Here is a 24,755-nt window from a genome sequence, read left to right as displayed (position 1 = left end):
TGATGATGCCGCGGGTGGGGACCTATCGATCGGTATCGAGGGAGGTTCCACCCATGCGTCGACGTACGACGAGGGCCGAGAAGTCGCCGATGTCGATCGATATCACGTCGGTCTACCAGCCGATCGTCACACTGGACGGACGCGCCGTCGTGGGGTTCGAAGCGTTGGTGCGGACCTGCGGAGACGGTCCGCCGATTCCGCCGCCGGAACTGTTGGGCGTGGCACGTGCACAAGGCGTCGCTGCAGATTTCGATTGGCGGTGCCGACTCAGCGCCCTGCGCGGTGCCGTCGAGTCCGGATATCCCGACCGGCTCGCACTTTTCGTCAATGCCGAACCCGTCGCCCTCGATGCACCGCCTCCTCGGGACTGCCTACCGATGCTCGCGGACGCGTCGCGGCTGTCCATCATCATCGAGATCACCGAACGAGACCTGATGGGTGATCCGGCAGGTCTGCTGCGAGCGGCCGAGCACGCTCGAAACCTGGGGTGGCGAGTCGCCGTCGACGATGTGGGGGCAGATTCGTCCAGCCTGGCGCTGATTCCACTGCTGCGTCCCGACGTGATCAAGCTGGACATGGCTCTCGTGCAGGGGCGTTCGAGCCGCGAGACCGCCGCCATCGTTGCTGCCGTTGCCGCCGAGGCCGAACGGACCGGTGCCCTGGTTCTGGCCGAAGGGATCGAAACCGAGCGCCACGAGAGTTCTGCACGAGCCATGGGCGCGGTTCTGGGGCAGGGATACCTCTACGGCGCACCGGACGCTCTCCCGGATTTCGGTCAGGTGCTCGAGCCGGTCCGTTCGCTCGATCTGGATGGAACGGTGACCGTGCGTGCCCCCGTTGCAGTCACTCCGTACGGGCTCACCCACTCACTCGGTGCCCGCAGGCAAGCGGATTCGACGTTGCTCGACGCCATCGAGAACAGCTTGTTGCACAGTGCGTACGGCACCGGTCCCTCGACTGTCGTACTGGCGACAGTGAGCGCGTCCACCGGCCTGACGCCTGCGCGGCGTGCGATCTTCGACGACCTTGCCGCACGTACTGCGCTGACGGCTGTCTTCGATTCGCACGCCGCGTCGCCTGCCTCCGGCTTCCGGACCGTGGCCGTGGGCGCGGACGAGCCGTTGGCGCTGGAACGTTCGATCGTGATCGTGGCTCCGATGTCGAGCGTGGCGCTCATCGCCGTGGAGCGTGGAACGGCCGAGGACAGTACCCCGATGTACGACTACCGCCTCACCTACGACCGACATGTCGTACTGGATGCTGCAACAGTGCTTTTGAGACGAATACCCGCCCGATCTGCGGTGTGAGCCCGCGGGCTCTCGGTCAAGATCACGTAAATTATTGCTAGAAATTCGGTAAATCACGTCCTCTGCCGTCCACGTGCTGTTCACTCGAAGCCATGAGCTCTCACCCCCTCGCAACCGATGTACTGGCCGCGGACGGAGGCACGATCAGCTCCATCGAGACGGCGATCAACAATGCCTTCGATCCGATCTCCGCTGCCGTGTCGAATGTCGTCTTCTTCACCGTGAATATCGGTGGAGCCGCCGTTCCACTGATCGTTCTCTGGCTCATCGTCGGTGCCGTCGTCTTCACGGTGGCGTTCAAGTTCATCCAGGTCCGCGGAATCAAGAGAGCGTTGATTCTCGTCAGCGGCAAGGAGGACGAGGCGGACGCGCCCGGTGAAGTCAGCCACTTCAGAGCTCTCACTGCCGCGGTGTCCGGAACCGTCGGGCTCGGCAACATCGCCGGTGTCGCCGTCGCCGTGACACTCGGTGGACCCGGTGCCACACTCTGGATGATCCTCGCCGGCTTGCTGGGCATGGCATCGAAGTTCGTCGAGTGCACGCTCGGCGTGAAGTATCGAGACATCAACGAGGACGGCACCGTCTCCGGCGGACCCATGAAATACCTGACCAAGGGTCTCGCAGAGCGGGGACTCGCCAAGGTCGGCAAGGTCATGGCCGTCTTCTACGCCATCGTCATCACGTTCTTCGCCATCAGCGGCGGCAACATGTTCCAGGCCAATCAGACGTACGCACAGGTCCGGTCGGTCACCGGCGGTGACGATGGGTTCCTCGCTTCCGACGGAGCCAAGGCAGTGTTCGGTATCGTCGTCGCGCTGATCATCGGACTAGTCATCATCGGCGGCATGAAGTCGATCTCGGCGGTGACCGCCAAGCTCGTGCCGACCATGGCGCTGATCTACATCGTCGCGTGCGGCGTCGTCATCGCCGTCAACTTCCGTTCGGTCCCCACGGCGTTCACCGCGATCTTCGAGGGCGCGTTCTCGCCCGAGGGCGTGGCCGGCGGCGTCCTCGGCGTCATGATCATCGGATTCCAGCGCGCCGCATTCTCGAACGAGGCCGGATTGGGTTCGGCGGCCATCGCGCACTCGGCCGTCAAGACCAGGCATCCGGTCACCGAGGGCTTCGTGGCCATGCTCGAGCCCTTCATCGACACGGTCGTCATCTGCACCGCGACCGCACTGACCATCGTGATCGCCAATACCGTCACCTGGCAGGACCAGCGCGCGATCGTCGCCGAGACCGGCGAGCTACCCGCCGGAGGTGTCACCCTCACCTCCGACGCCTTCGAGACCGTGCTGCCGTGGTTTCCGTACGTGCTGACTCTTGCGGTGGCTCTGTTCGCACTGTCCACTGCCATCACCTGGGCCTACTACGGACTGCAGGCGTGGACGTCGTTGTTCGGACGCAGCCGCTTCTCGCGCACCTTCTTCAACGTGATGTTCTGCATGTTCACCGTCATCGGAACCGTGCTCTCGCTCGGCTCAGTGCTCGATTTCGCCGACGCGACCCTGTTCCTGCTGGCGTTGGTCAACATCACGGGCCTATACCTGCTGTTGCCTGTGGTCAAGCGCGAACTCTCCGAGTACCTGGCCATGCGCCGAGGCGAGACGGACAAGGTCGACGCCGAGGTGTGAGAAGGGTCGGTCGACGGGTCAGCCGCCAGGGCCGGTACTGCCTTGGCGGCGGGCCTGTTCGAGAAACACCGCAGTGGCGATCCCCGGGAATCGAGGAGAGCCTGCCGGCAGTGGACCGAGAACGTCGAAGAGCCTGTCGAGCCGTTGGTAGAGCGTCTGCCTCTGTATCCGAAGGCTCTTCGCGGTCTCGGTCTTGCTACCCCAATGGGTGATGTACGCCAGCAGGGTCGCGAACAACTCTCCGTGCCGCTCTCGATCGTGAGCGAGCAGTGGTCCTATCTGCTCGTGGACGAACTTCTCGACAGTGGATTCCCCCGACATCGACTCCACCAGAAGGGCAAGCGCGAAATTGCGCGCATCGCGGATGCGGTCGTCAGGGCCGAGGTCCAGCGCGAGCACTGCTGTGGCCGTGCCGAAACACCGACGCAGACCGTGGCGGTCGGAGGTTCCAGGACCGACACCTGCTCGCCTGATACGCACCTGCGTCGCCTGCAACATCGACAGCACAACCGGCCGTTGGGCGTCGAGCATCTCGTGGCCGGCAAAACCGAGAACCGCGACGTGTCGGTCGCCGATCTTCTGACACCAGATGTTCGGTGACACCGAACTCAACAAGCGCTGCAACGTGCCCGCTTCCGGGTCGTCGTCGAATTCGACCGACACGGTCAAGTAGGCGTCGTGTTCGGGCATACCCATACGCTCGGCGACGCCGTCGAGATGGTCGGTGACATCGGAGGCAGGGTAATTCATCGCCGACAACAGAGAGAAGAAGCGGGTACGCAGTCGGTCCTCCACCCTGGCCGGGCGCGCGCTGAGCAACGCGATCGACAGGATTTCCGGAGCTCTCTCCAATCCGGCGTTGATCGAGTAGATGTCCGCATCGGGGCCCGGAGTCACGGTCAACACCGCGACGTCCCGACCGCCACTGGTGACGGGTACCTCGAACGTGGTGAAATCCGATGGCTCGGTGACGAGTCCGGATTGCCCGATCAGATCTCCCGACGCAGAACGCAGCGTCACCGACGACCGAGTCTCGACGCCGAGCACATCGAGAACGGCGTCCACCGCACCGTCCGTTTCGATCGATGCCGACAGCAACCGAGACATCCGGTTTGCCATCTGCAGCCGACGCAGAGCCGAGTCGGCAAGCTGGCTGTTGATGCTCTCGCATACCTGTACGAACGGCACCCGCCGTCGAAGATGCACCACGGGAAAGCCGATCCGCTCGGCATGCTCGACCAGTAGCGGCGGAATGACGTCGAGCGTTCCCCCCGTCTCCACCGCGATTCCGACGACTCCCGCGGCATCGATCGAGTCGAGGTACGTCACCAGATCGGCGTCGGAACAGGCGCCGAAGTACACACCCTCCATCAGAATCAGCTCCCCGCCGCGCAAGAGCGGTGCGATGTCGAGTTGCTCGCTGGCGTGAACCCACCGCAGAGATCGCGTCGACGAACGCCTTCCCGCGACGAGTTCGGGTCGCGCCGCGGACAGATAGACGTCGTCGAAGGCGTCGAGCACATTCATACGTGACATTTTGTCCACCCGCTGTTACCAGTGGCTTACATTACGTAAGGGTTCGGGAAACACACGGGCACGAGGCTTCTCACCAGGCCGACCGAACCGCCGGTCGACCGCATCCCGAGGAGCTCACGGTGACCACACATTCCCACGACGTCGAGGATTCGCTGCAACCGATTCCCGAGAGCCAGAGAACCACCGTGCTGTCGGGTCAGTTCTGGATATGGGCGGGTGCGAACATCGCACCGATCAACTGGGTGCTCGGCGCGCTCGGCATCAGCATGGGCCTCGGCCTGGCCGATACGCTGACAGTGCTCGTCCTCGGAAACGTCATCGGAATGGCGATCTTCGGATTCTTCGTTCTGCTCGGGCAACGAACGGGAACGACCGGAATGCTGTTGGGCCGGTCGGTCTTCGGCCGTCGAGGCAACTATGTCCCCTCCGCCGTCCAGGCCGTGGTGGTCGTCGGCTGGTGCGCGGTGAACACATGGATCGTCCTCGACCTGGTGATGGCGCTGTTCGGCGAACTCGGCTGGGTCGACCCGGATGCCGCGAACGTCGGATGGAAGGTAGCGGTGGCCACAGCCATCATGGCGGTCCAGGTCGGTATCTCCATGGCCGGATACCGGGCGATCGCGGCGTTCGAGCGCTGGACGGTGCCGCCGACCGTCGTGGTGCTGGTCTTGATGTCGATCGTGGCCTGGTTCCACCTGGACATCGACTGGAGTTACTCCGGTCCGGACGGCGTCGCCTTGGCCGGCACCGAGCGCATCGTCGCCATGTCGGCCGTGATGACGGCCATCGGAATCGGCTGGGGCCTGACGTGGCTGACCTACGCCGCCGACTACTCCCGCTTCGTCAGTACCCGTGTTCCGCGCCGCAAGCTGTACCTGGTCAGTGCGCTGGGACAGTTGATCCCCGTCGTGTGGCTCGGTGTGCTCGGCGCGACGTTGGCGACCACCAACGGCTCCATCGATCCGGGCAAGCTCATCGTCGAGAACTTCGGTGCGCTCGCCATCCCGGTGCTGCTGTTGGTTCTGCACGGCCCCATCGCCACGAACGTTCTCAACGTCTACAGCTTCGGTGTGACGGCGCAGGCCCTCGACATCAAGTTGAGTCGGCGGACGCTGAACCTCGTGGTCGGCGTTCTCGCACTGGCCGCGAGCGTGTTCTTCGTCTTCCAGGAAGATGCGGCGCAGACCCTCGACGCCTGGCTCGTGGGTGTGGTGGGCTGGGTGGCGACGTGGGGCGCGATCATGCTGGTGCACTACTACGTCTTCGAGCGCGCCAGCACCCGTTACGGCCATCTGTTCGACGACGTGGGCTCGACGAGGATGCAGGACGTCAACTGGCGTGCACTCGCGGCGTTCGCAGTGGGAATTTTCGGCACCTGGATGTTCCTCAACGGTATGGTCCCGGCATTGCAGGGGTTCGGTTCGCAGGCACTCGGCGGTCTCGACATCTCGTGGCTCGTCGGTGGTAGTGCGGCAGCGGCTACCTACTACCTTCTCGCACGAAAGTCGCATCGGCAGTGGATGATTCGTCAGCAACAGCCCGAAGAGCAGGCTCCGACACCACAGCCGGTCGAATAGCTCCTCGCCGTCATCGCACCGCGCAGTCAAGGAAGGAAACATGGGAATCTTCATCAGGAACGCGCACGTCATCACCATGGACGCGTCCACCGGTTCCGAGCCGATCGTCCGCAGCATCCGAATCGAGAACGACGTCGTCACTGCAGTCGCCGGTGATCTCGAACCCACCGACGGCGATACGATCATCGACGGCACCGACAGGCTGGTGACACCGGGTTTCGTCAACGCACATACCCATTCCTGGGAGACGTTCTACAAGGGCAGATACGACAACATGCCCCTCGAGATGTGGATGGCCATGGCCTATCCGATCCTCGGCGACAGTCGCGTCGAACCCGATCTGGTTCGTCTGCGCAGCACGTTGTTCGCAATCGAGTCGCTCGAAGCGGGCGTGACGACGATCGTCGACGACGTTCTCGAAAACCCGACTCAGGATTGGGCGCAACTGTCGGCGGTGTTCGACGCCTACGAAGAGATCGGCATCCGAGCGAACATTTCCGGCCATGTGATCAGCAAACCGTTCGTCGATACCGTGCCGTTCGTCCTCGACCACCTACCGCAGGAGATCACCGCCGAGATCCTGTCACATCCCGTTCCCACGACGGGGGAGTATCTCGCCTTCAGCAGGCAGGCATTCGAGCAGTATCACGGTCGAGGCAACGGTCGTCTGCGATACATGGTCGCGCCGTCCGCACCCCAACGGTGCGGTGCGGAGCTCCTGGTCGGTGCCACGCAGTTGGCGACCGAATTCGACGCCGAATGCCACATTCACGTCCTCGAGACCAAGACCCAGTTGGTCACGGGAGCGGAGATGTACGGCGGGTCGCTGGTGGAATACATGGATCGGATCGGCGCGCTGTCACCCAATACCACCCTGGCGCATGGCATTTGGCTGACCGAAGACGATATGTCGATGATCGCCTCGGCGGGCACGTCTATTTCGCACAATCCGATCTCGAATCTCAAGCTCGGATCGGGAATCGCTCCGTGGCACGCCCTGCGTACCGCAGGCGTGAACCTCGGATTGGGAACCGACGGATGCTCGAGCAGTGATTCCCCCCGGATGCTCGACGTCGTGAAAGCTGCTGCGCTGCTGCACAAGGTGACCAACCCGGACTTCACCACCTGGCCGACGGTGGACGAGGTACTGCACGCAGGCACCGTCGGCGGGGCCCGCAGTGCGCTCCTTCAAGACACTGTGGGCACGGTGGAGGTGGGGATGCAGGCCGACCTGGTGATCTTCGATCTCGACACCATGGCTTTCACGCCTCGGCAGAAGCTCGACCGGCAACTGGTGTACTCCGAGAACGGCTCCTCGATCGATATCGTGATCGTGGCAGGCCGGATCGTCGTAGAGGGCGGACGCGTCACCACGGTCGACCGTTCGGCGGTGCTGGCCGAACTCTCCGAGCGCCTCGACGAGATCGTGGCACGCCAGAATGCACTCGATTCGCTGAACAAGCCCCTGCTGGACGCGCTGGCGACCATGTACGACAGGGCGATTGCGACCCGCGGCACCGTCAACCGATTCAGCGACGACGAACGCACGTGGCTCGTCTGAACGGTCGTCTCAGGGACCGTGCCGGAGGGCGCGCACCGTTCGGTACGTTGAAATCCACGATCGAATGGGAACGGGTGTCATGAAGATCGATTTCAAGAAGACGCTCGACGCATATTCGGCGCGGCACAACACCTTTCGCACCCTTGTCGTTCCGCCGCTGAGCTACCTGATGATCGACGGGCACGGCGACCCGAACTCCGCTCCGCAGTATGCGGAAGCGATCGCCGCGCTCTACCCCGTCGCCTACGCGCTGAAGTTCGCCAGCAAGAACAACCTCGACCGCGATTACGTCGTCCCGCCGCTCGAGGCTCTGTGGTGGGCCGAGGACATGAACTCGTTCACCACCGAGAGGGACAAGAGCGAGTGGAACTGGACCACCATGATCATGGTGCCCGACTGGATCGACCGTCCGATGTTCGAGGCGGCGGTGGCGACCGCCGCCTCGAAGAGCAACTCGGATGCGTCGAGCAGGGTTCGGTTGGAAACTCTCGACGAGGGACTGTGCGTGCAGACGCTGCACATCGGGTCCTACGACGACGAGACGCCGGTACTCGAGGAGCTCCATCGTCGATACATCCCCGAATCCGGATTGACGATGACGGGCAAACATCACGAGATCTACCTGAGCGATGCGCGCCGGGTCGAACCCGCGAAGCTGCGCACCATTCTTCGCCAGCCGGTAGCGCATTCGGCGGAATCGGCCTCGCTCTGACACGATGACCGGCATGACCAACGCGGTGCGCCCGGCGTCGTTCACCGCCGGGACCCTCACTCTCCTGGGTGCGCTCTACTTCGCACAGGGACTGCCGTTCGGATTCTTCACCCAGGCCCTTCCGGTGGTACTGCGGGAGTCGGGGTTCTCCTTGGTGAAGATCAGCGCGACCGGTGTGCTGTTCCTGCCGTGGGCGCTCAAGTTTCTCTGGGCGCCGTATGTCGATCGGTACGGATCCCGGCGGCGGTGGCTGCTGTCGCTGCAGTGCTCGGCCGCGGCGGTGGCACTGGCGTTGTCGTTCCTCGATCTGTCCTCGACATTGCGCTGGCTGTTCGTCGGCATCTTCGTCATGAATGCTCTCTCGGCGACGCAGGACATCGCGACCGACGGCATCGCAGTGCGTACGCTCACGGTGGCGCAGCGCGGGTTGGGCAACGGTCTGCAGGTCGGTGCTTACCGTATCGGGATGGTGTGCGGTGGCGGACTACTGTTGTGGCTGTTCACCTTCGCCGGATGGCGGGTGCTGTTCGTTGCGATGGCACTGCTGATCGTGCTGACGACGATCCCCGTGTGGTGGATGCGCAGACAACTCGACGCGGCCGACGGGGACTCCGATCCACACGCCGAGCGTCCGACGCCGGGGCGGCTCGCCGGCGCGTGGTGGTCGCGGCTTCGCAGACCCGGAATGGTGGCATTCATTCTGCTGATCATCGGGTTCAAGTTCGGCAACTCGATGGGATCGGCACTCGTGGGTCCGTTTCTGTCGGACAGCGGACTGTCGCTGCCCCAGATTGCGCTGGTCGAGGGCGGACTGTCGTCGGTGGCTGCGGTCGGGGGAGCAGCCCTCGGGGGATGGTTGGCGTTTCGGCACGGACGCCGTCGGGCGCTGCTGGTGGGCGGAGTGAGCCAAACGCTGAGCCTCGCGCTGTATGTCGTTGCGTCCCTGGGCGTCGGCGGCTTTCCTCTTCTCGTCACCGCCAACATCACCGAACACGTGCTCGGTGGTGCGGCCACCGTTGCGGTGTTCGCGCTGATGATGGACGCGTCCGAGAAGCGTTTCGCAGGAAGCGATTACACACTGATGGCGTGCGCGATCGTCTTCGCGCAGGGAGTGGCCGGAATTGCCGCCGGTGTGGTCGGAGACCTGTTCGGATACACGGCGATGTTCGGTTCAGCACTCGTCCTGTCCGGTCTCGGCTGCGCGTTGTTGCTGGTGGCACTCGACCGGGGCTGGGGGCCCGAAGGTCTCCGGCAGGTGATCCCGCCGAAGAACGTCGTCGTGTAGAGGCGGTCAGCTCCCAGTGCTCGAGCCTGCGATGTTGACCATCCACTGCACACCGAACTTGTCGGTCAACATACCGAACGCGTCACCCCACGGAGCCTTCTCCAGGCCCATCGTGAACTGCGCGTCGACGGCCAACTTGTTCCAGTAGCCAGTCAGTTCGTCCTCCTCGTCGCCGCTGAGCGAGACGCTCATGGTGTTGCCGGGGGTGTGCTCCATCGACGACGGCGTGTCGGCTCCCATCAGAGTGAAGCCGGTCGGGGTGGTCAGCTGGCCGTGCATGATCTTGTCCTGATCGGCGGGATCCTCGCTGGCATTGGCCTCGCCGAGCGTGGTGACGGTGAGCTCGCCACCGAAGACCGACCGATAGAACTCCATCGCCTCGCGGGCATTGTCTCGGAACGACAGGTATGGATTGAGAATGGACATGATCGAAGTCTCCTTCTTCGCTGAACGAGCGGGCTGAACTACGTCGACGTCATCCGTCGAAACAGTAGACACGCACCACGAGGGAAAGTCACCGCAGACGATCAGATGGAGGCGTCGGTGTCGGCCAGGATGGTGCGCAGTGCAGCCACATGACGTCGATACGCCGATCTACCGTCCTTGGTCAACGACAACCACAGTCGACGCGAGTCCGTGCGTGATCGCTGCTGCTCGACGTATCCCGCATCGACCAGAGCGGCGACCTGTTTGCTGAGCGCGGACGCGCTCAACCCGCTGTGTTCCTTGACGATCGAGAGTTCGAGAGTGGTCGCCGCAACCAGTAGAGCGCAGATCCGTAGCCGATGTGCCGGATGAATGATCGGGTCGAGGTCGTCAGTCATCGGCGTGTGCTGCGGTAGTGCAGGACCGATCCGGTCGAGAAGATCGCCGCGGCCGCGGCCGCGAACAGAACCACCGGCCAGGCAGGTCCGCTCGGATTGCCGACAGCCTGTGCCAGTGCGACGCAGAGCGCCGAGAGCGCCACGCAGGTGAGGAAGCCTCGGTTGGTGGGTAAGGCCCACGGCGTCCCCATTCGATATCCGGTGATGACGTTGACCGCGACGATCACCGCGGCTATGCCCAGGAACGCGGCCCGGCTGTCGAGCAGGGCGGTCAGTGCGAACAGTGCGAGCAGCGCGGCGTTGACCGGATACAGCCATACCGGCCACGGAGTGTCTCGTACCGCGCGCTGGACGCGGTCGATGTCGTCGAGAGCTGTTCGTGCTTCGGCAGGTGTGGGTCTTCCGATGCTTTCCATGGTGGAAACTGTATTGGATAGTTTCCATCATGGCAACAATCCGACGAGGGTCAGGTGTCGGCAGGCCGCGATACCTCCGATTCCCATCGGGCCCGTCGTTCCTCGTCGGACTGCTCCCACCACGGTGTTCCCCGCTCGCCGAGGGCGACTTTGGTGGCCTGCACACCTGCACGAGATTCCGGTGCGCCCGACGTGCGTTTGACCTCCCTGCGCCACGCCATCAGAATCGACCGCAATTCGGCATTGCGATCCTCCGGGATGTCAGGATCCGTTGCGCGCCAACGCCGACCCTTGATGACGATGTAGTGACCGTCCTCGGTGCGTTCCGGTTCTTCGGCCATGGGTCCACACTGCCATGTGTCAGCTGCTCAGATACTGCGGCACTGCAATTCCGTCGAGTCCGAGCGCCACCGCGGCACGAGCGGCGACCGGTCCGACCAGATTGCCTGTCCCGTTGTAGCCGCCGAATGCGATCACGGTGTCGTCGACGAATGTGCACAGCGGGCGCCCATCCGCGGTGAACCCGACGGATGCTGCCCATCGCGCACGAACCGAGACAGGTTCTCCTGCAAACGATGTCGCAACAGATTCGATGTAGTTCTGCACCTGAGCTGTCGGTTCACCGGACGGTGTCCACTCGTCCTCGGCGAAGAGGTCACGACCGCCCCCGACGTACAGCCGTCCGGACGCATCCTGCTGCGCGTAGTCGTAGCCCCATCGTCCGTACACGGGGCACGGCAGTCGTCCCGGCGGGACGGGCGAGGTGGCGAGCATCTGCAGACGTGCGGTCCGAACCCGGCCGTCGAGCTGGGGGAGTACCTGTTCGAGGCGACCGTCGACGGCAACGAGAACCAGGCCGCACCGAACCACCCCACTCGGCGTCGTGACCGTTCCTGGCCCGATGGTGGTTGCGGGCGTGTGCTCGTACAGCCTGGCGCGGCCCGCGAGGATCGACGCCAGCCCGATTGCGCGACGTGCAGGATTCATCGCCGCGTCGTCCGGTAGGAAGATGCCGCGCCCCAACTCGCCCGAATAGTGCTCGACGGCAATCTCGTTCTCGCGCAAGCACTGTGCCAGCGCGTCGCAATCCTCCGAATCGGCGTGCTCGATCGGCGCACCGGGAACTCCCGCGAGCCTGATGGATCCGGTGCGGCGGACGACCTCGGATCCGAGAAGACCTTCCAGAGAGTCGATCTCGGCCAGAGTCGCTCGATACAGATCCACGGCGCACGGACCCCATGCTGCGAGCGCAGTGTGCAGAAAGGTCGCAGGACCGCCGAGCAGGAAGCCACCGTTCCGACCCGCGGCTCCGGCAGCGATACGCCCTGCGTCGATTCCGACCACATCGAGACCACGGTCGACGAGGTCGGCGACAGCGGCCAGACCCGACCCTCCGAGGCCGACGACGCAGACGTCCGCGGTGCTCTCACGCTCCAGTGCGGGTAACCCCGCCCAGCCGGACACGACCGGGTCGTCGTCCCACGCCGGGCGGGAGCTGTCACTGGCAATCATCGGTCGATGGTATCGGCGGATTCGGCAGGCGGATGGTTTACGATTCCGGCACCCGCATCCCAGCACCGGTAAGGACCGTCCATGCGCACTGTGATCGTGACCGCGTTCGTTTCACTCGACGGCGTGATGGAAGGACCGGGCGGCGAGGTGGGCTATCGCAACTCCGGGTGGACGTTCCAGGGCATCGAATTCGACCCGGCAGCGTACGAGATCAAGGGCCGTGAGCAGGAAGAAGCCACTGCGCTGCTGTTGGGCCGCACCTCGTACGAGGCATTTGCGCCGATCTGGCCCACCATGGACGATTTCGCCGGGTACAACGCGATGCCGAGGTACGTGGTGTCGTCGACGCTCGAACAGGACGACTCACGGTGGCCGGCAACCATTCTGCGCGGTGTCGACGACGTTGCCGAGCTCAGGAACTCCGATGGTGGGCCGATCTCGATACACGGCAGCGCCACCCTGGGAAGAAGTCTCGCCGACGCCGGGCTCGTCGATCGGTACCACCTGCTCGTCTTTCCGCTCCTGCTCGGGGCGGGGAAACGACTGTTCAGTGAGGCCGACAAGGACACCACGCATCTCGAACTGGTCGAACACGAGGTCTACGGCAACGGAATTCAGAAGCAGGTGTTCGACGTACGTCGATGAGCCGGCGGGGCAGGCCTCAGACGTCGTCGCTTCGGATGGTGCGCCGCCGAACGGAGACGAGTTGCAGCTCGGGACGTGAGGCCGCCACGCGCTCGATGCGGTCGAGAACATCGGTGACGTGGTCGCGATCGCCTGCCACGACGGACGCGCCGATACCCGCTCGTCTGTGCAACTCGCGGTGATCGGTCTCCGCGACCGACACCGCGAACTTGCGTTGCATTTCGGAGATCGCCGGCCGGATCACGGAGCGCTTCTCTTTGAGTGAGTGAACATCTCCGAGAAGGAAGTCGAATTCTATCCATCCAATCCACATATGCCGACCATTCTAACGCTGGGGGGATACCCGAGCGCTCTGGATTCGACTCGGCGATGTTTTCCGATGCGCACCATTCGCCGAACATGTTCGTACACTGGCGTCATGGCTGCACCGGCGGAACACGGCTCCTTGCCGCCGAGCCTTGTCGAAATGGCGACTCGCCAGGTCCGATCCGAGGTTCTCAGCGGTGCGCTCGAGCCCGGATCCCGAGTGGTCGAGGAAACCCTGTGCGCGCGCCTCGGGATCAGCCGAGCACCGGTACGTGAGGCGTTGCGCCTGTTGGCTCAGCAGGGTCTGGTCGAGCATCTCCCACGTCGCGGGTTCCGAGTGACGGTGTGGTCGGCAGAGGACATTCTCGAACTCTTCGAGCTGCGTCAGGTTCTCGAACGACATGCGCTCGAACGTGCGCTCCCGCTCGCGTCGTCTCGCGGCGATGCGTTCGTTCCGGTACGAACGGCGCTCGACGAGATGCGTGACGCGGATGCGCGGGGCGACACCCTCGAGAAGGACGACGCCCACCGACGTTTCCACGAAGCCATCGTGGCGTTGGCCGGCAGTCGGCAACTCGATGTGGCGTACGCACCGATCCTGCTGAAGTTGCAGCTACCGATGGCCCGCAATCTCAGGGAAGAAGCCCGAGTCGCCAATCCGGTCGACGGGATCCGGCGTCACGAGTGGTTGCTCGACGCCATCGAATCGAACGACGTGTCGGTGGCGCTCGCCGCGTTGAAGCAGCATGGCGAGCTGACCTACCTCCATCTCGAGAGCATTTCCTAACAGACTCGAAACACGGCAACAACCTGCAGTAACAGAAAACTGTCGACAATCGACGGTATGAATTCAGACCCTGGACCGGCGCTCGGCCCGACCGTTACCGAGATGCTCGCGGCGTACCGAACCGGCGCGTCGACTCCCACTGCAACAGTGGAGGCGTTCTCGACCGCCGTGGCTGCACGCGGCGACGACGGTACGTGGATCACCGTCGTGGGCCGTGCGGAATTGCTCGCGGCCGCCGCGGCTCTGGAAGCGCGACCCGACGCGGTGTCGCTACCCCTGTACGGAATTCCCTTCGGAGTCAAGGACAGCATCGACGTGGCGGGATACCCGACCACCCTTGCCTGCCCCGACTACGCCTACACGCCGGATTCGACGGCCCCGGCAGTGCAGGCGTTGGTCGACGCCGGAGCCATCTTCGTCGGTAAGACCAGCCTCGACCAGTTCGCGACCGGACTGAACGGAACCCGAACGCCGCACCCGATTCCGCGGAGCGTCTACGGCAGCGACATGATCTCGGGTGGCTCCAGTTCCGGTTCGGCACTGGCAGTTGCCCTCGGGCAGGTGCCGTTCTGTGTGGCCACCGACACCGCAGGATCGGGTCGAGTGCCTGCCGCGCTCAACGGCATCGTCGGATACAAGCCGTCACGCGGCCTGATCAGCACCGTCGGACTCGTCCCCGCGTGCAAGTCACTGGACTGCATCACCCTGATGGCGACCACGATCGAGGATCTCGACCTCGTGTTCGACGTCATGTGCACCGAGGATCCGGCCGACGGTTGGTCACGTCCGCGCGGAGGGCGGTACGACGGGCGAGAGATCACCGTCGGACTACCGGACCTGCAGCAGCTGGACTTCTTCGGCGACGCAGCCATGTTCGATGCGCATTCGGTCGCGCGCCGGTCGCTTCCGGAGCGTGGATTACCAACCACAGCAGTCGATCTCACTCCGTTTCTCGATGCCGGATCGCTGTTGTACCAGGGGCCGTGGGTCGCCGAGCGGCTGGTCGAGTTCGACGAATTCCTCAGCGAACGACCCGATTCCATCGTTCCGGTCGTACGCGAGATATTCCTGGGAGGGCGCCGGTACAGCGCCGTCGATGCCTTCCGTGCACTGCAGACGCTGCAAGACCTCCGCGCCCGGGTCGCGCAGCTCTGGACGTCGATGGACGTGATGATCGTGCCGACGATCGGCACCACCTTCACCGTGGCGGAGGTGCTGGCAGACCCCATCGCGTGCAATACGAAGCTCGGTCACTACACCCACTTCGGGAACCTTCTCGACCTGACGGCCGTAGCGGTTCCCGTAGGGCTCACCGAGGACGGTCGACCGGTCAGTCTCATGGTGATCGGGCCCGCGCTGTCCGACGATACGATTCTCGCGGTTGCGGCCCGGTTGCTCGGGGAAGGGCGCGCCGACTCACCGCCTCCCGCGGCCGAAGGGTCGACAGTCGAGACCATCGACATCGTGGTTGCCGGGCACCACCTGTCGGGGGAGCGGGCCAACCCGCAGCTGCTCGAGCTGGGTGGCTCCCTGGTCGAAGCCACGTCCACCGCGGCGACGTACACCCTGCTTCGGATCGGAACCGCCGATCCGACACCCGGACTGCTGCGAGTTCCATTCGGCGGCAGCGCAATCGACGTGGAGAGGTGGCGTCTGCCCGCCACTTCTCTTGCGGTACTCGCGGGCAGAATGCCGGCGGTACTCGCTCTGGGACGAGTACTGCTGGCCGACGGTTCCGACGTTCTCGGCTACGTCTGCGACGCCACTGTGCAGACCGGCGCGGACAGGCACACCGTCGACGACATCAGCGAGTTCGGTGGCTGGCGGGCATATTCCCGGGCGATCAGTTCTGCTCACGAAAATTCCATTGCAGCACAGGAGATCTCATGACCTCAGCACCCACACCGGTAACGTCGATACCGTCGGCGTCACCATCCGAGTTCACCATCGATGCCGAAACGACGGCACTGATCGTCATCGACATGCAGAGGGACTTTCTGCTCCCCGGGGGGTTCGGTGAGAGCCTCGGCAACGATGTCGGTCTGCTCCGGACCGTGATCGAACCACTCGCAGGTCTCATCGCTGTCGCAAGAGAAGCCGGGATACCGGTGATCCACACCAGGGAGGGGCACCTCCCGGACCTGTCGGACTGCCCGCCTGCGAAGTTGCGCCGCGGGACGCCCTCGCAGCGCATCGGTGATCGAGGAGCGTTCGGCCGCATCCTCGTTCGCGGTGAGTACGGTCACGACATCGTCGACGAGCTGGCACCGCTCGAGGGCGAGACTGTCATCGACAAGCCCGGCAAAGGGGCGTTCTACGCCACCGAGCTCTCCGAGGTTCTCACGAGCGCCGGGATCACGACTCTGCTCGTCACCGGTGTGACCACCGAGGTGTGTGTGCACACCACGGTTCGGGAGGCCAACGATCGAGGATACGAGTGCCTCGTGGTGACGGACTGTGTCGGTTCGTATTTTCCTGAGTTCCAGCGAGTGGGCCTCGAGATGATTTCGGCTCAAGGCGGGATTTTCGGTTGGACCGCGCCGTCGGAGGACGTCGTGGCCGCGTTGGTTGCGTTCGTCCCCTCTACTGCGAGTCGATAGGACCGAGAACATGACCATGGATGTCAAAGACACACCCGCTGCAGGCTCCCCGTCCTCGTTCACTCTGTCGTGGTGGACGAAGGGCGACACCAACGCATTCTTCGGACTCGGTTTCAACATTCTCGTCAATGTGCTCACTCTGACGACATTGAGCATCGCGGTGGTCGGAATTCCAGGCAGTGACGTCCTCGGGACGCTGCTGCCTGCTCTCGGGATCGCCCTGATCCTGGGGAACCTGTACTACATGGTTCTCGCTCGTCGACTTGCCAAGCGCGAGAATCGAACCGACGTGACCGCGCTACCGTACGGTCCGAGCGTTCCGCACATGTTCATCGTCGTGTTCGTGGTCATGCTCCCGGTCTACCTGGCCTCGGGCGACGCGCTTCAGGCGTGGGCGGCGGGGCTCGCCTGGGCCTTCATGATCGGCATCATCGTCATGATCGGAGCGTTCGTCGGGCCCTACATTCGCAGGATCACCCCGCGTGCGGCGATGCTCGGTACCTTGGCCGGCATCTCGATCACGTTCATCGCGATGCGCCCGGCCGCGCAGATGTGGGAGGCCGCCTGGATCGGGTTGCCGGTTCTCGCCATCATTCTGATCGGCTTCTTCACGGATGTGAAGTTGCCCGGCAACATTCCGGTCGGGCTCGCCGCGCTGCTGGTGGGCACAGCGATCGGCTGGATCGGCGGATACATGTCCGTGCCGGACGTGACCGAGGCGGCGAGCAACATCGCGCTCGGCCTTCCTGATCTGCGCCTCGACCTGCTCCTCGACGGTCTCGGCAATCTGGCACCGCTGCTCGCGACCGCAATTCCTCTGGGCGTCTACAACTTCACCGAGGCGATGAGCAACGTCGAGAGTGCATCTGCTGCCGGAGACAACTACAACCTGCGCAGTGTGCTGCTCGCCGACGGCTTCGGTGCGATCGTCGGCTCGGCGTTCGGATCGCCGTTCCCGCCCGCGGTCTACATCGGCCATCCAGGCTGGAAGGACGCAGGTGGCCGGACCGGCTACTCGGTCGCGTCGGGCGTCGCGATCGGGTTGATGTGTTTTCTCGGATTGTTCGGATTGCTGGCAACGTTGCTGCCGATTCCCGCGATCGTCCCGATTCTGCTGTACATCGGACTGCTGATCGGTGCCCAGGCATTCCAGTCGGTGCCGAAGCTGCACGCCATCGCGGTGGTGGTGGCACTGCTCCCCAATCTCGCAGAGTGGGCGGTGGGTCTGATCGACAACGCACTCAGCGCGGCAGGCACATCTGCGACGGAAGTGGGAAGCGAGGCATTGGGTCAGGCGGGTGTCGTGTACGACGGGCTGAAGACGTTCGGGTCGGGAGCGGTACTCGCCGGACTGATGTTGGGCACCATCGTCACGTTCGTTCTCGACAAACGGTTTCTCGCCGCCGCAGCAGCGGGTGGAGTGGCCGCGGCACTGTCGTGGGTCGGCCTGATCCATTCACACGAAGTGGGTTGGGCTGCCAATCCCCAAGTTGCCCTTGGCTATCTGTTCTTCGGACTCGTGTGTCTGGCGTACTCCCGGCTCGTACCTGCCACGAATCCGACGAGCGAACCACAACCGGTCGGGAAGTGCTCTACCGCGTGCTCACGAGCTCGAGCGCCACGAGATCGGAGAGATACTTCTCGATCAACTCGCGCCCGAGGTGCGGAATATCCCCGACGGCCGAGGCGAACTCGTCGGCGGGCAGCATCGCCCCGGACGACGGGTGTTGCGGGTGTGCGTACGAATCGATCAGGGGGAGCAGCGAGTGCGAACGCTGCTTCTCCGGAAGAGCCTCGACTGCTGCGTTGAAACGCTCGAACCACTCGTCGTAGTTGTCGACTATCTCGATGTCGCGACCTGCGGCACGGATCCAATCGACGAACGTGTCCAGCGAGATGTCGTCGTCGTGTGGGTTGAGGATGTCGAAGGTTCGGTAGCCCGAGGTATCCCCACCCGCGATCGACGTGATGGCCGACGCACTGAAATCGGCAGGCAGTCCGTCGTAGTGGGCCAGCGGTCGTCCCTTCTCGTCGGTCGGTGCCCCGGTGTCGGTGGCGTAGAACGTGTGCGGAGCCAGACCGGTTTCGACGACCGACAGGATCAGACGCGTGAACACATCCGGCACGTTGAGCTGACCCGTCCACGTGCTGTGCGCAAGAATCATGTCCGAGCGAAAGACCGACACCGGTAGGCCGAACTCGTCGAATGCGTTGCGCAACAGCACTTCACCGGCCCACTTGGAGTTGCCGTACCCGTTGGCGTAGGAATCGTCGACAGCCCGCGACGGGCTGTCCGCGCGAATGTCGCCGTTCTCTCGGAAATCCTCGACGCCCGCTGCGACGGCCACCGTCGACAGGTAGGTCACCGGCTTGACGTGGTGAGTGAGCGCCAGCCGGATCACCTCGGCCGTGCCGACGACGTTGGGGCCGAAGAGGTGCTCGTAGGGCAGGGCGTGGTTGACCAGCGCGGCGGGATGGACGATGCGATCGACCCGCTCGGACAGCGTCCGGAAGTCCTCGTCACCCAGTCCGAACCGGGGCGTGCCCAGATCGCCCGCCACGACCTCGAGCGCAGCGTCGGCCAAGGTTCGATACCGCTCCGACAGCTCGGCGTCTCCACTGTCGAAGGCTGCGTCGAGTCGGGCTCGCGCGTCGGAATCGGAGCGTCCGCGCACCAGGCAGACCACCTTTCCTCCGATCTCGGCCATGCGCTCGAGCCATTCCAGGCACAGGAAGCGACCGAGGTATCCGTTGGCACCGGTCAGCAGGACCGTGCTGGTCTGTTCTCGCGGGCCCGGAATGTGGTGCGCGGCGTCGAGGAGGGCGTCGTCGAGGAATGCCGACAGCCGCAGGTCGGACGCCTCGGCGACGGTTGCGCCGCGACCGTGGATCGATGCGAATGTGGCCGTGTCGGAATCGTTGTCGCGGGCGGAGGAGATGTACTCGGCCAGTGCTGCCAGGTCCATGGCGGGCCCGGTGATCACACCGACCGGAACATCGACATCGTAGATCTCACGGAGGAGCGTCGAGAACGTCAACGCCGACAAAGAATCTCCGCCCAGGTCGCTGAAGTGAGCATCGGGGCGAACATCGGACCCGGCGCATCCCAGCAGGGCCTGTGCGGCATCGCCGACCGTGGTCAGGACAGGGGCATCGGCACCACTGCGCCTGAGCTCACGTAGGCGCTCGTTCTGACCGGATTCGAGTTCTGCGTAACGACGCTCGAGTTCGTCTCCGTAGCGCTCGACCAACTTGGGTCGCAGTTGTTTGCCTGCACCGGACAAGAGCCCGTTCTCCTGTGTGAACGGCTGGTGCTCGACGGTCACGTCACGCGGAATTTCGTACGAGTTCAGCGATTCCTGGCGAGCGATTTCTTGCAGCGATTCGATGACCGAACCCGCGGTTGTGTCCGGTCGAGCCGGAACGACGACTGCCAGGAGATACGCCCGTTGACTGTTGCCGTAGAGGAATATCTGGTCGACCAGCTCACTGGTACCGAACAGCGCTTCGAGGCGGGCGAGGGCCACGAACTCACCCTGGGCCAGCTTCAGAACGTTCTTGCGTCGGTCGACGTAGGCGAGTCGGTCCGGCTCGAGCTCGGCGACGACGTCACCGGTGCGATAGAAGCCCTCGGAGTCGAAGACGTCGGCCGTGACGTCCGGTCGCTTGTAGTAACCGGGAATGATGGACGCCGTCTTGAGCAGGAGCTCACCGCGCGGATGCGGTGTGTCGGTGGAGAAGTAACCGAGTTCGGGCACATCGTCGAGCTTGTATTCGATCACCGGCGGGCGTTGAACGACGCCGTCGTGCAACACCATTCCGGCCTCGGTGGAGCCGTAGTTGTCGCGCACCCGAATATCGAGCAGTTCCGAGACGAAGTCCTTGACCTCGGGAGCGATCGGTGCGGTGCCGACCATCGCTGCCAGGATACGTCCACCGAATTGTTCGATCCTGTTGCGTTCGAGTACCTCTCGACGCGTGCTGTCGGCATCGCCACCGGCAGAGCGTTCGACCTCTCGGTCGATCTCGGCGAGGACGTTGTGCCGAATCATCTCGCACACCCGCGGGATCAACAGGGCCATCGTGGGCCGAGCGAGCGCGAAATCCTCGAACAGGGTCGACAGGTCGCTCGCTCCTGCGAAGTGGACGGTGCCGCCGGCCGCCAGCGTCGAAAAGACCAGGCCGCGGCCGGCCAGATGGCTCATCGGAAGGTAGTCGAGGGTGATGACCGGGAAGGCCGGCCGGTCGCTGGCTTCGGAGGAAGCTCCGGTGTGGTGCCAGGCACCGGTCCATGCTCCGCACACGATTCGTTCGGTGTGCATCGCCCCCTTGGGGGTTCCGGTGCTGCCGGAGGTGTAGATCAGCGTCGCGAGTCGGTCGGGATCCTCGTCGTCCGGAAGCGGAACCTCCGGGAGTTGCGCGCCGTCGCCGACCAGCTCGGTGAGCGGCCGAACGGAGACTCCCACCCGGTCGGCATCGCTGCGCGCGGACTCCATGATCCGTGCATGTGCGTCGATCGCCCCGTCGTGGTCGAGGACGACGATTCGCCGAATGGACCTGCACTGCGTGGCGACCTGGACCGCGACGGACAGGTTGTCGACATCGGCTGCGAGGACGACAGGTTCGACCTCGTCGGCGATGGCCGAGAGCTGGCCCGCGGTGGCTCCGGCCTGCAACGGAACGGCAATCGCGCCGAGTCGGATAGTGGCCAGTTCCGCTACGACATAGTCGGCACTCGCGAATCCCAGCGTTGCGAAGAAGTCTCCCGAAGCGATACCGATTGCGTCGTGGGTCAGCGCCGAGGCGAGTGCACCGGCGTCGCTCCACGCCTGGCCGTAGGTGACAGTGTCGAAGCGGGGGAGCAGGCGAAGAGTGTTCTTGTCATCGATTCGTGCGATCTCTCGAGCTCGGCGGCCGAGGGCAGGCCGATCGGAGTAACGCGTCATGATCTCGGCGACCACGCGGGCCAGGTTCGGCGACAACTCCTGGGCGGCGTCGGCCACTGCGCTGTCCGGCTCTGCCGCTCGGAACTCCCGATCGGACCGGTGGAGCTCGGTGAAGCGGTCACGCTGTCTGATCTCCCGCTCACGTTCGCTGTCGACGGCCAGTGTGTGCGTCATGCTCGACTCCCCTCCGACGATGCGCACCGGAACTGCCGGGCGCTGTCGATTGTTCGATCAAATATCGTTATCAAAGGTAAGCATATGCCGATGAGGCTTCTTTCAATCGTGATGCTGCTCATAGTCCGGTTCGCCGTAAATGTCTGCCCTGCTGCGGCTTTGGACGTCCAACCGATCAACAGCCCGCAGGCCGGACGGTCTGTCGCGATGCTCGGCGTGGCCGGCGAAACGTGACTTGTATGGTGAGGAAAGTAGTCACGTGCGTCACAGCGCTCACGCAGGAGTGGAACCTCTACGGAACGACCCATGCGGCGGCGGTGCCCCCTCTCGATCGGAGAAGTGAATGTCGGACGTCCTCTCGCGACGCGACCTGGATTTTCTGCTGTACGAATGGCTGGACGTGGCGGCACTGACTGCTCGACCTCGCTTCGCGGAGCACTCGAAGGAGACCTTCGACGCGGTCCTCGACCTCAGTGCGGACATCGCCCGCAAACACTTCGCGCCGCACAACAAGAAGGCGGACGCACAGGAGCCGACGATGAATGCGGACGGTTCGGTCGAGCTGATACCGGAAGTCAAGGAAGCGCTCGATGTCTATGCGTCGGCGGGTCTGATCGCCGGGCAGTTCGACGAATCGATCGGCGGCATGCAACTGCCCGCGACCGTCTCCCGGGCAGCGATGGCGTTCTTCCAGGCCGCCAACGCCGGGACGTCCTCGTACCCGTTTCTGACCATGGCCAACGCCAACCTGATCGCGACGTACGGCACGCCGGATCAGGTGCGTGATTATGTCCGGCCCATGCTGGACGGGCGCTGGTTCGGAACCATGTGTCTGTCGGAGCCGCAGGCCGGATCGTCATTGGCGGACATCACGACCAAGGCGGTACCGCAGGACGACGGTAGCTTCCGCATCACCGGTACCAAGATGTGGATTTCGGGTGGAGATCACGAACTCACCGAGAACATCGTCCACCTGGTGCTCGCCAAGACCCCGGGAGGCCCTCCGGGTGTCAAGGGAATCTCGCTGTTCATCGTTCCCAAATTCCTCCCGAACGGCGACGGAGGTACAGGCGAGCGCAACGACATCGTGTTGACCGGCCTCAATCACAAGATGGGCAACCGCGGCACCACGAACACCCTGCTGGCGTTCGGCGACGGAACCCACTCTCCCGGTGGGCAACCCGGAGCAGTCGGCTTCCTCGTCGCAGAGGAGAACCGCGGATTGTCGTACATGTTCCACATGATGAACGAAGCCCGGATCGGCGTCGGATTCCTCGCGATCGCCCTCGGGTACGTCGGCTACTTGAAGTCGGTCGAGTACGCGAAGACCCGCACTCAGGGCCGACCGCTCGGCGCCAAGGATCCGGCCGCACCTGCGGTCGCGCTGATCGAACACGCCGACGTTCGTCGAATGTTGTTGGCGCAGAAGTCCTATGTCGAAGGTGCGCTGGCGCTCGGACTCTACTGCTCACGTCTGGTCGATCATCAGGACTCGGCGTCCGACGATGCCGAAGCGGCGCGATCGACACTGTTGCTCGACGTACTGACGCCCATCGCCAAGAGCTGGCCGTCACAGTGGTGCCTCGAAGCCAACAGTCTCGCCATTCAGGTGCACGGCGGCTACGGATACACCCGTGACTACGACGTCGAGCAGCACTACCGCGACAATCGCCTCAATCCCATTCACGAGGGCACACACGGTATTCAAGGTCTGGACCTGCTCGGGCGCAAGGTGATCATGCAGGGCGGCGCGGGATTGGCTCTGCTGTCCGAACACATCGGAGAGACAGTCGAGCGGGCGCACGCTGCGGGCGGTGACGCTGCTCGGTACGCCGCCGAACTGCACGCACGCTTCGGCAGAATCGTCGAGGTGACCGCGGCAGTGTGGGGTACCGGCGACGCCGCTGTGGCGCTGGCGAACTCCACGGCCTACCTCGAGGCGATGGGGCACACGGTCATCGCCTGGATGTGGCTGGAGCAGTTGCTGGCGGTCGGCACGAAATCCGGAGACTTCTACGACGGAAAGCGTTCTGCAGCAAGATACTTCTACGTCTACGAATTGCCGAAGGTGGATGTTCAGCTCGATCTGTTGGCGAGACTGGACCGCACCACCCTCGATATGTCACCCGCTTGGTTCTGAGTCGAAAACAAGGAGATTCATCGAACATGTCGATCTTGGACAAATTTCGCCTGGACGGTCGCGTCGTCATCGTCACCGGTGCATCCTCCGGACTGGGCGTGGCATTCGCCAAGGCAGCCGCCGAGGCAGGAGCGGATGTGGTGCTCGCCGCACGACGAGTGGACAAGTTGGCGCAGACCGCCGAGTTGATCGACAGCGTCGGAGGTCGGTCGATCACGGTCGCCACCGACGTGGTCGACCCCGATCAGTGCACCGCGATGGTCGAGGCCGCGATGACGGAGTTCGGAAAGGTCGACGTTCTGATCAACAACGCCGGAGTAGGCACGGCCTACCCCGCAACCCGTGAGACACCCGAGCAGTTCCGCTCGGTGATCGACATCAACTTGAACGGGTCGTACTGGGCAGCGCAGGCCTGTGGACGGGTGATGACACCCGGCAGTTCGATCGTGAACATCTCGAGCATTCTGGGGCTGACCACCGCAGGCCTTCCGCAGGCGGCCTACAGCGCCAGCAAGGCAGCCATCATCGGCCTCACCCGCGATCTCGCGCAGCAGTGGGGCGCGCGAAAAGGCATCAGGGTCAACGCCATTGCGCCAGGTTTCTTCCAGAGCGAGATGACGGACTCGTACCAGCCGGGATACCTTGACTCGATGGCTCCGCGAATGATTCTCGGACGCAAGGGCGATCCCGAAGAACTGGCCGCAACCGCGATCTGGCTCGCCTCGGACGCCGGGGGATACGTGACGGGTCAGACCATCGCCGTCGACGGTGGGATCACGATCACCTGACG

The 24,755-nt window shown here is 64.0% G+C and carries 21 protein-coding genes and 1 pseudogene; 14 read left to right on the top strand and 8 right to left on the bottom strand.

The genetic code is table 11. The annotated features are described in order from the left end of the window. Positions 1–53 precede the first annotated feature (53 nt). Both CH302_RS08395 and CH302_RS08390 read left to right on the top strand, forming a co-directional pair. A complete protein-coding gene (locus tag CH302_RS08395; protein WP_037189224.1) occupies positions 54–1,307 on the top strand; it encodes an EAL domain-containing protein in 1,254 nt (417 codons plus the stop codon). Between the two features lie 92 nt (positions 1,308–1,399). Beyond that, on the top strand, positions 1,400–2,944 hold the full coding sequence (locus CH302_RS08390) for an alanine/glycine:cation symporter family protein (protein WP_037189225.1): 1,545 nt from the start codon (positions 1,400–1,402) through the stop codon (positions 2,942–2,944). An 18-nt stretch (positions 2,945–2,962) separates the two neighbouring features. Here the strand turns inward: CH302_RS08390 and CH302_RS08385 are convergent, their stop codons facing one another. Next, positions 2,963–4,480, bottom strand: a complete 1,518-nt coding sequence (locus CH302_RS08385; RefSeq protein ID WP_141216609.1) for a PucR family transcriptional regulator — start codon at positions 4,478–4,480, stop codon at positions 2,963–2,965. Between the two features lie 119 nt (positions 4,481–4,599). On the opposite strand from CH302_RS08385, the gene CH302_RS08380 reads away from it, so the two are divergent. The 4 genes from CH302_RS08380 to CH302_RS08365 all read left to right on the top strand — a co-directional run bounded on the left by CH302_RS08380 (position 4,600) and on the right by CH302_RS08365 (position 9,615). Then, a complete protein-coding gene (locus tag CH302_RS08380) occupies positions 4,600–6,057 on the top strand; it encodes a purine-cytosine permease family protein (RefSeq protein WP_052047476.1) in 1,458 nt (485 codons plus the stop codon). 40 nt (positions 6,058–6,097) lie between these two features. Beyond that, on the top strand, positions 6,098–7,618 hold the full coding sequence (locus CH302_RS08375) for an amidohydrolase family protein (RefSeq protein WP_037189227.1): 1,521 nt from the start codon (positions 6,098–6,100) through the stop codon (positions 7,616–7,618). A 79-nt stretch (positions 7,619–7,697) separates the two neighbouring features. Beyond that, complete coding sequence (locus tag CH302_RS08370) at positions 7,698–8,330, top strand: GyrI-like domain-containing protein (RefSeq protein ID WP_037189228.1); 633 nt, start codon at positions 7,698–7,700, stop codon at positions 8,328–8,330. 13 nt (positions 8,331–8,343) lie between these two features. Further along, positions 8,344–9,615, top strand: coding sequence for an MFS transporter (locus CH302_RS08365; RefSeq protein WP_037189960.1), 1,272 nt, complete (start codon positions 8,344–8,346; stop codon positions 9,613–9,615). 6 nt (positions 9,616–9,621) lie between these two features. Here the strand turns inward: CH302_RS08365 and CH302_RS08360 are convergent, their stop codons facing one another. The 5 genes from CH302_RS08360 to CH302_RS08340 all read right to left on the bottom strand — a co-directional run bounded on the left by CH302_RS08360 (position 9,622) and on the right by CH302_RS08340 (position 12,367). Further along, entirely contained in the window at positions 9,622–10,044 is a 423-nt protein-coding gene (locus tag CH302_RS08360) for a VOC family protein (RefSeq protein ID WP_037189962.1), read from the bottom strand. Positions 10,045–10,142: 98 nt separating this feature from the next. Further along, on the bottom strand, positions 10,143–10,439 hold the full coding sequence (locus tag CH302_RS08355) for a transcriptional regulator (protein WP_052047477.1): 297 nt from the start codon (positions 10,437–10,439) through the stop codon (positions 10,143–10,145). Next, entirely contained in the window at positions 10,436–10,855 is a 420-nt protein-coding gene (locus CH302_RS08350) for a hypothetical protein (RefSeq protein ID WP_037189229.1), read from the bottom strand. The genes CH302_RS08355 and CH302_RS08350 overlap by 4 nt, the downstream gene beginning before the upstream one ends. A gap of 50 nt (positions 10,856–10,905) precedes the next feature. Then, positions 10,906–11,196 (bottom strand): hypothetical protein, encoded by a 291-nt coding sequence (locus CH302_RS08345; protein WP_037189230.1) that lies wholly within the window; start codon positions 11,194–11,196, stop codon positions 10,906–10,908. Between the two features lie 19 nt (positions 11,197–11,215). Then, positions 11,216–12,367 carry an NAD(P)/FAD-dependent oxidoreductase gene (locus CH302_RS08340; RefSeq protein WP_037189231.1) on the bottom strand — a complete coding sequence of 384 codons (1,152 nt, stop codon included), beginning with the start codon at positions 12,365–12,367 and terminating at the stop codon, positions 11,216–11,218. A gap of 81 nt (positions 12,368–12,448) precedes the next feature. Here CH302_RS08340 and CH302_RS08335 point away from each other — a divergent pair, with 81 nt between their 5' ends. Continuing rightward, positions 12,449–13,012, top strand: a complete 564-nt coding sequence (locus CH302_RS08335; RefSeq protein ID WP_037189232.1) for a dihydrofolate reductase family protein — start codon at positions 12,449–12,451, stop codon at positions 13,010–13,012. 16 nt (positions 13,013–13,028) lie between these two features. Here the strand turns inward: CH302_RS08335 and CH302_RS08330 are convergent, their stop codons facing one another. Beyond that, the gene (locus tag CH302_RS08330) at positions 13,029–13,325 is read right to left on the bottom strand and encodes a DUF503 domain-containing protein (protein ID WP_037189233.1); all 297 of its coding nucleotides are present in this window, start codon (positions 13,323–13,325) and stop codon (positions 13,029–13,031) included. Between the two features lie 105 nt (positions 13,326–13,430). On the opposite strand from CH302_RS08330, the gene CH302_RS08325 reads away from it, so the two are divergent. From CH302_RS08325 to CH302_RS08310, 4 genes and pseudogenes are all read left to right on the top strand, one after another. Further along, positions 13,431–14,105, top strand: coding sequence for a GntR family transcriptional regulator (locus tag CH302_RS08325; protein WP_094649923.1), 675 nt, complete (start codon positions 13,431–13,433; stop codon positions 14,103–14,105). 57 nt (positions 14,106–14,162) lie between these two features. Then, positions 14,163–15,995 carry an allophanate hydrolase gene (atzF, locus tag CH302_RS08320; RefSeq protein ID WP_082323573.1) on the top strand — a complete coding sequence of 611 codons (1,833 nt, stop codon included), beginning with the start codon at positions 14,163–14,165 and terminating at the stop codon, positions 15,993–15,995. Further along, the gene (locus CH302_RS08315) at positions 15,992–16,705 is read left to right on the top strand and encodes a cysteine hydrolase family protein (protein WP_037189234.1); all 714 of its coding nucleotides are present in this window, start codon (positions 15,992–15,994) and stop codon (positions 16,703–16,705) included. The genes atzF and CH302_RS08315 overlap by 4 nt, the downstream gene beginning before the upstream one ends. Before the next feature lie 10 nt (positions 16,706–16,715). Next, positions 16,716–18,266 (top strand): annotated as a pseudogene (locus CH302_RS08310) (regulator); the annotation flags it as partial. A gap of 31 nt (positions 18,267–18,297) precedes the next feature. Here CH302_RS08310 and car read toward each other — a convergent pair. Continuing rightward, on the bottom strand, positions 18,298–21,825 hold the full coding sequence (car, locus tag CH302_RS08305) for a carboxylic acid reductase (protein ID WP_037189966.1): 3,528 nt from the start codon (positions 21,823–21,825) through the stop codon (positions 18,298–18,300). Positions 21,826–21,915: 90 nt separating this feature from the next. Here car and CH302_RS29960 point away from each other — a divergent pair, with 90 nt between their 5' ends. The 3 genes from CH302_RS29960 to CH302_RS08295 all read left to right on the top strand — a co-directional run bounded on the left by CH302_RS29960 (position 21,916) and on the right by CH302_RS08295 (position 24,753). Then, complete coding sequence (locus CH302_RS29960; RefSeq protein ID WP_155292892.1) at positions 21,916–22,059, top strand: hypothetical protein; 144 nt, start codon at positions 21,916–21,918, stop codon at positions 22,057–22,059. A gap of 109 nt (positions 22,060–22,168) precedes the next feature. Further along, positions 22,169–23,965, top strand: a complete 1,797-nt coding sequence (locus tag CH302_RS08300) for an acyl-CoA dehydrogenase (protein ID WP_037189236.1) — start codon at positions 22,169–22,171, stop codon at positions 23,963–23,965. A 26-nt stretch (positions 23,966–23,991) separates the two neighbouring features. Next, positions 23,992–24,753, top strand: coding sequence for an SDR family NAD(P)-dependent oxidoreductase (locus CH302_RS08295; protein ID WP_037189237.1), 762 nt, complete (start codon positions 23,992–23,994; stop codon positions 24,751–24,753). Positions 24,754–24,755: the final 2 nt, after the last annotated feature.

This window comes from Rhodococcus sp. 15-2388-1-1a (assembly GCF_002259145.1).
Classification (GTDB): domain Bacteria; phylum Actinomycetota; class Actinomycetes; order Mycobacteriales; family Mycobacteriaceae; genus Rhodococcoides.
This window is presented reverse-complemented; position numbering and strand designations above follow the sequence as displayed.

Coding starts and splice junctions, on each gene's coding strand:
- CH302_RS08330 (WP_037189233.1), bottom strand. CDS start 13,325: ATGTGGATTGGATGGATAGAATTCGACTTCCTTCTCGGAGATGTTCAC.
- CH302_RS08295 (WP_037189237.1), top strand. CDS start 23,992: ATGTCGATCTTGGACAAATTTCGCCTGGACGGTCGCGTCGTCATCGTC.
- CH302_RS08385 (WP_141216609.1), bottom strand. CDS start 4,480: ATGTCACGTATGAATGTGCTCGACGCCTTCGACGACGTCTATCTGTCC.
- CH302_RS29960 (WP_155292892.1), top strand. CDS start 21,916: ATGAGGCTTCTTTCAATCGTGATGCTGCTCATAGTCCGGTTCGCCGTA.
- CH302_RS08370 (WP_037189228.1), top strand. CDS start 7,698: ATGAAGATCGATTTCAAGAAGACGCTCGACGCATATTCGGCGCGGCAC.
- CH302_RS08395 (WP_037189224.1), top strand. CDS start 54: ATGCGTCGACGTACGACGAGGGCCGAGAAGTCGCCGATGTCGATCGAT.
- CH302_RS08315 (WP_037189234.1), top strand. CDS start 15,992: ATGACCTCAGCACCCACACCGGTAACGTCGATACCGTCGGCGTCACCA.
- CH302_RS08335 (WP_037189232.1), top strand. CDS start 12,449: ATGCGCACTGTGATCGTGACCGCGTTCGTTTCACTCGACGGCGTGATG.
- CH302_RS08300 (WP_037189236.1), top strand. CDS start 22,169: ATGTCGGACGTCCTCTCGCGACGCGACCTGGATTTTCTGCTGTACGAA.
- CH302_RS08325 (WP_094649923.1), top strand. CDS start 13,431: ATGGCTGCACCGGCGGAACACGGCTCCTTGCCGCCGAGCCTTGTCGAA.
- CH302_RS08355 (WP_052047477.1), bottom strand. CDS start 10,439: ATGACTGACGACCTCGACCCGATCATTCATCCGGCACATCGGCTACGG.
- CH302_RS08340 (WP_037189231.1), bottom strand. CDS start 12,367: ATGATTGCCAGTGACAGCTCCCGCCCGGCGTGGGACGACGACCCGGTC.
- CH302_RS08350 (WP_037189229.1), bottom strand. CDS start 10,855: ATGGAAAGCATCGGAAGACCCACACCTGCCGAAGCACGAACAGCTCTC.
- CH302_RS08375 (WP_037189227.1), top strand. CDS start 6,098: ATGGGAATCTTCATCAGGAACGCGCACGTCATCACCATGGACGCGTCC.
- CH302_RS08345 (WP_037189230.1), bottom strand. CDS start 11,196: ATGGCCGAAGAACCGGAACGCACCGAGGACGGTCACTACATCGTCATC.
- car (WP_037189966.1), bottom strand. CDS start 21,825: ATGACGCACACACTGGCCGTCGACAGCGAACGTGAGCGGGAGATCAGA.
- CH302_RS08365 (WP_037189960.1), top strand. CDS start 8,344: ATGACCAACGCGGTGCGCCCGGCGTCGTTCACCGCCGGGACCCTCACT.
- atzF (WP_082323573.1), top strand. CDS start 14,163: ATGAATTCAGACCCTGGACCGGCGCTCGGCCCGACCGTTACCGAGATG.
- CH302_RS08390 (WP_037189225.1), top strand. CDS start 1,400: ATGAGCTCTCACCCCCTCGCAACCGATGTACTGGCCGCGGACGGAGGC.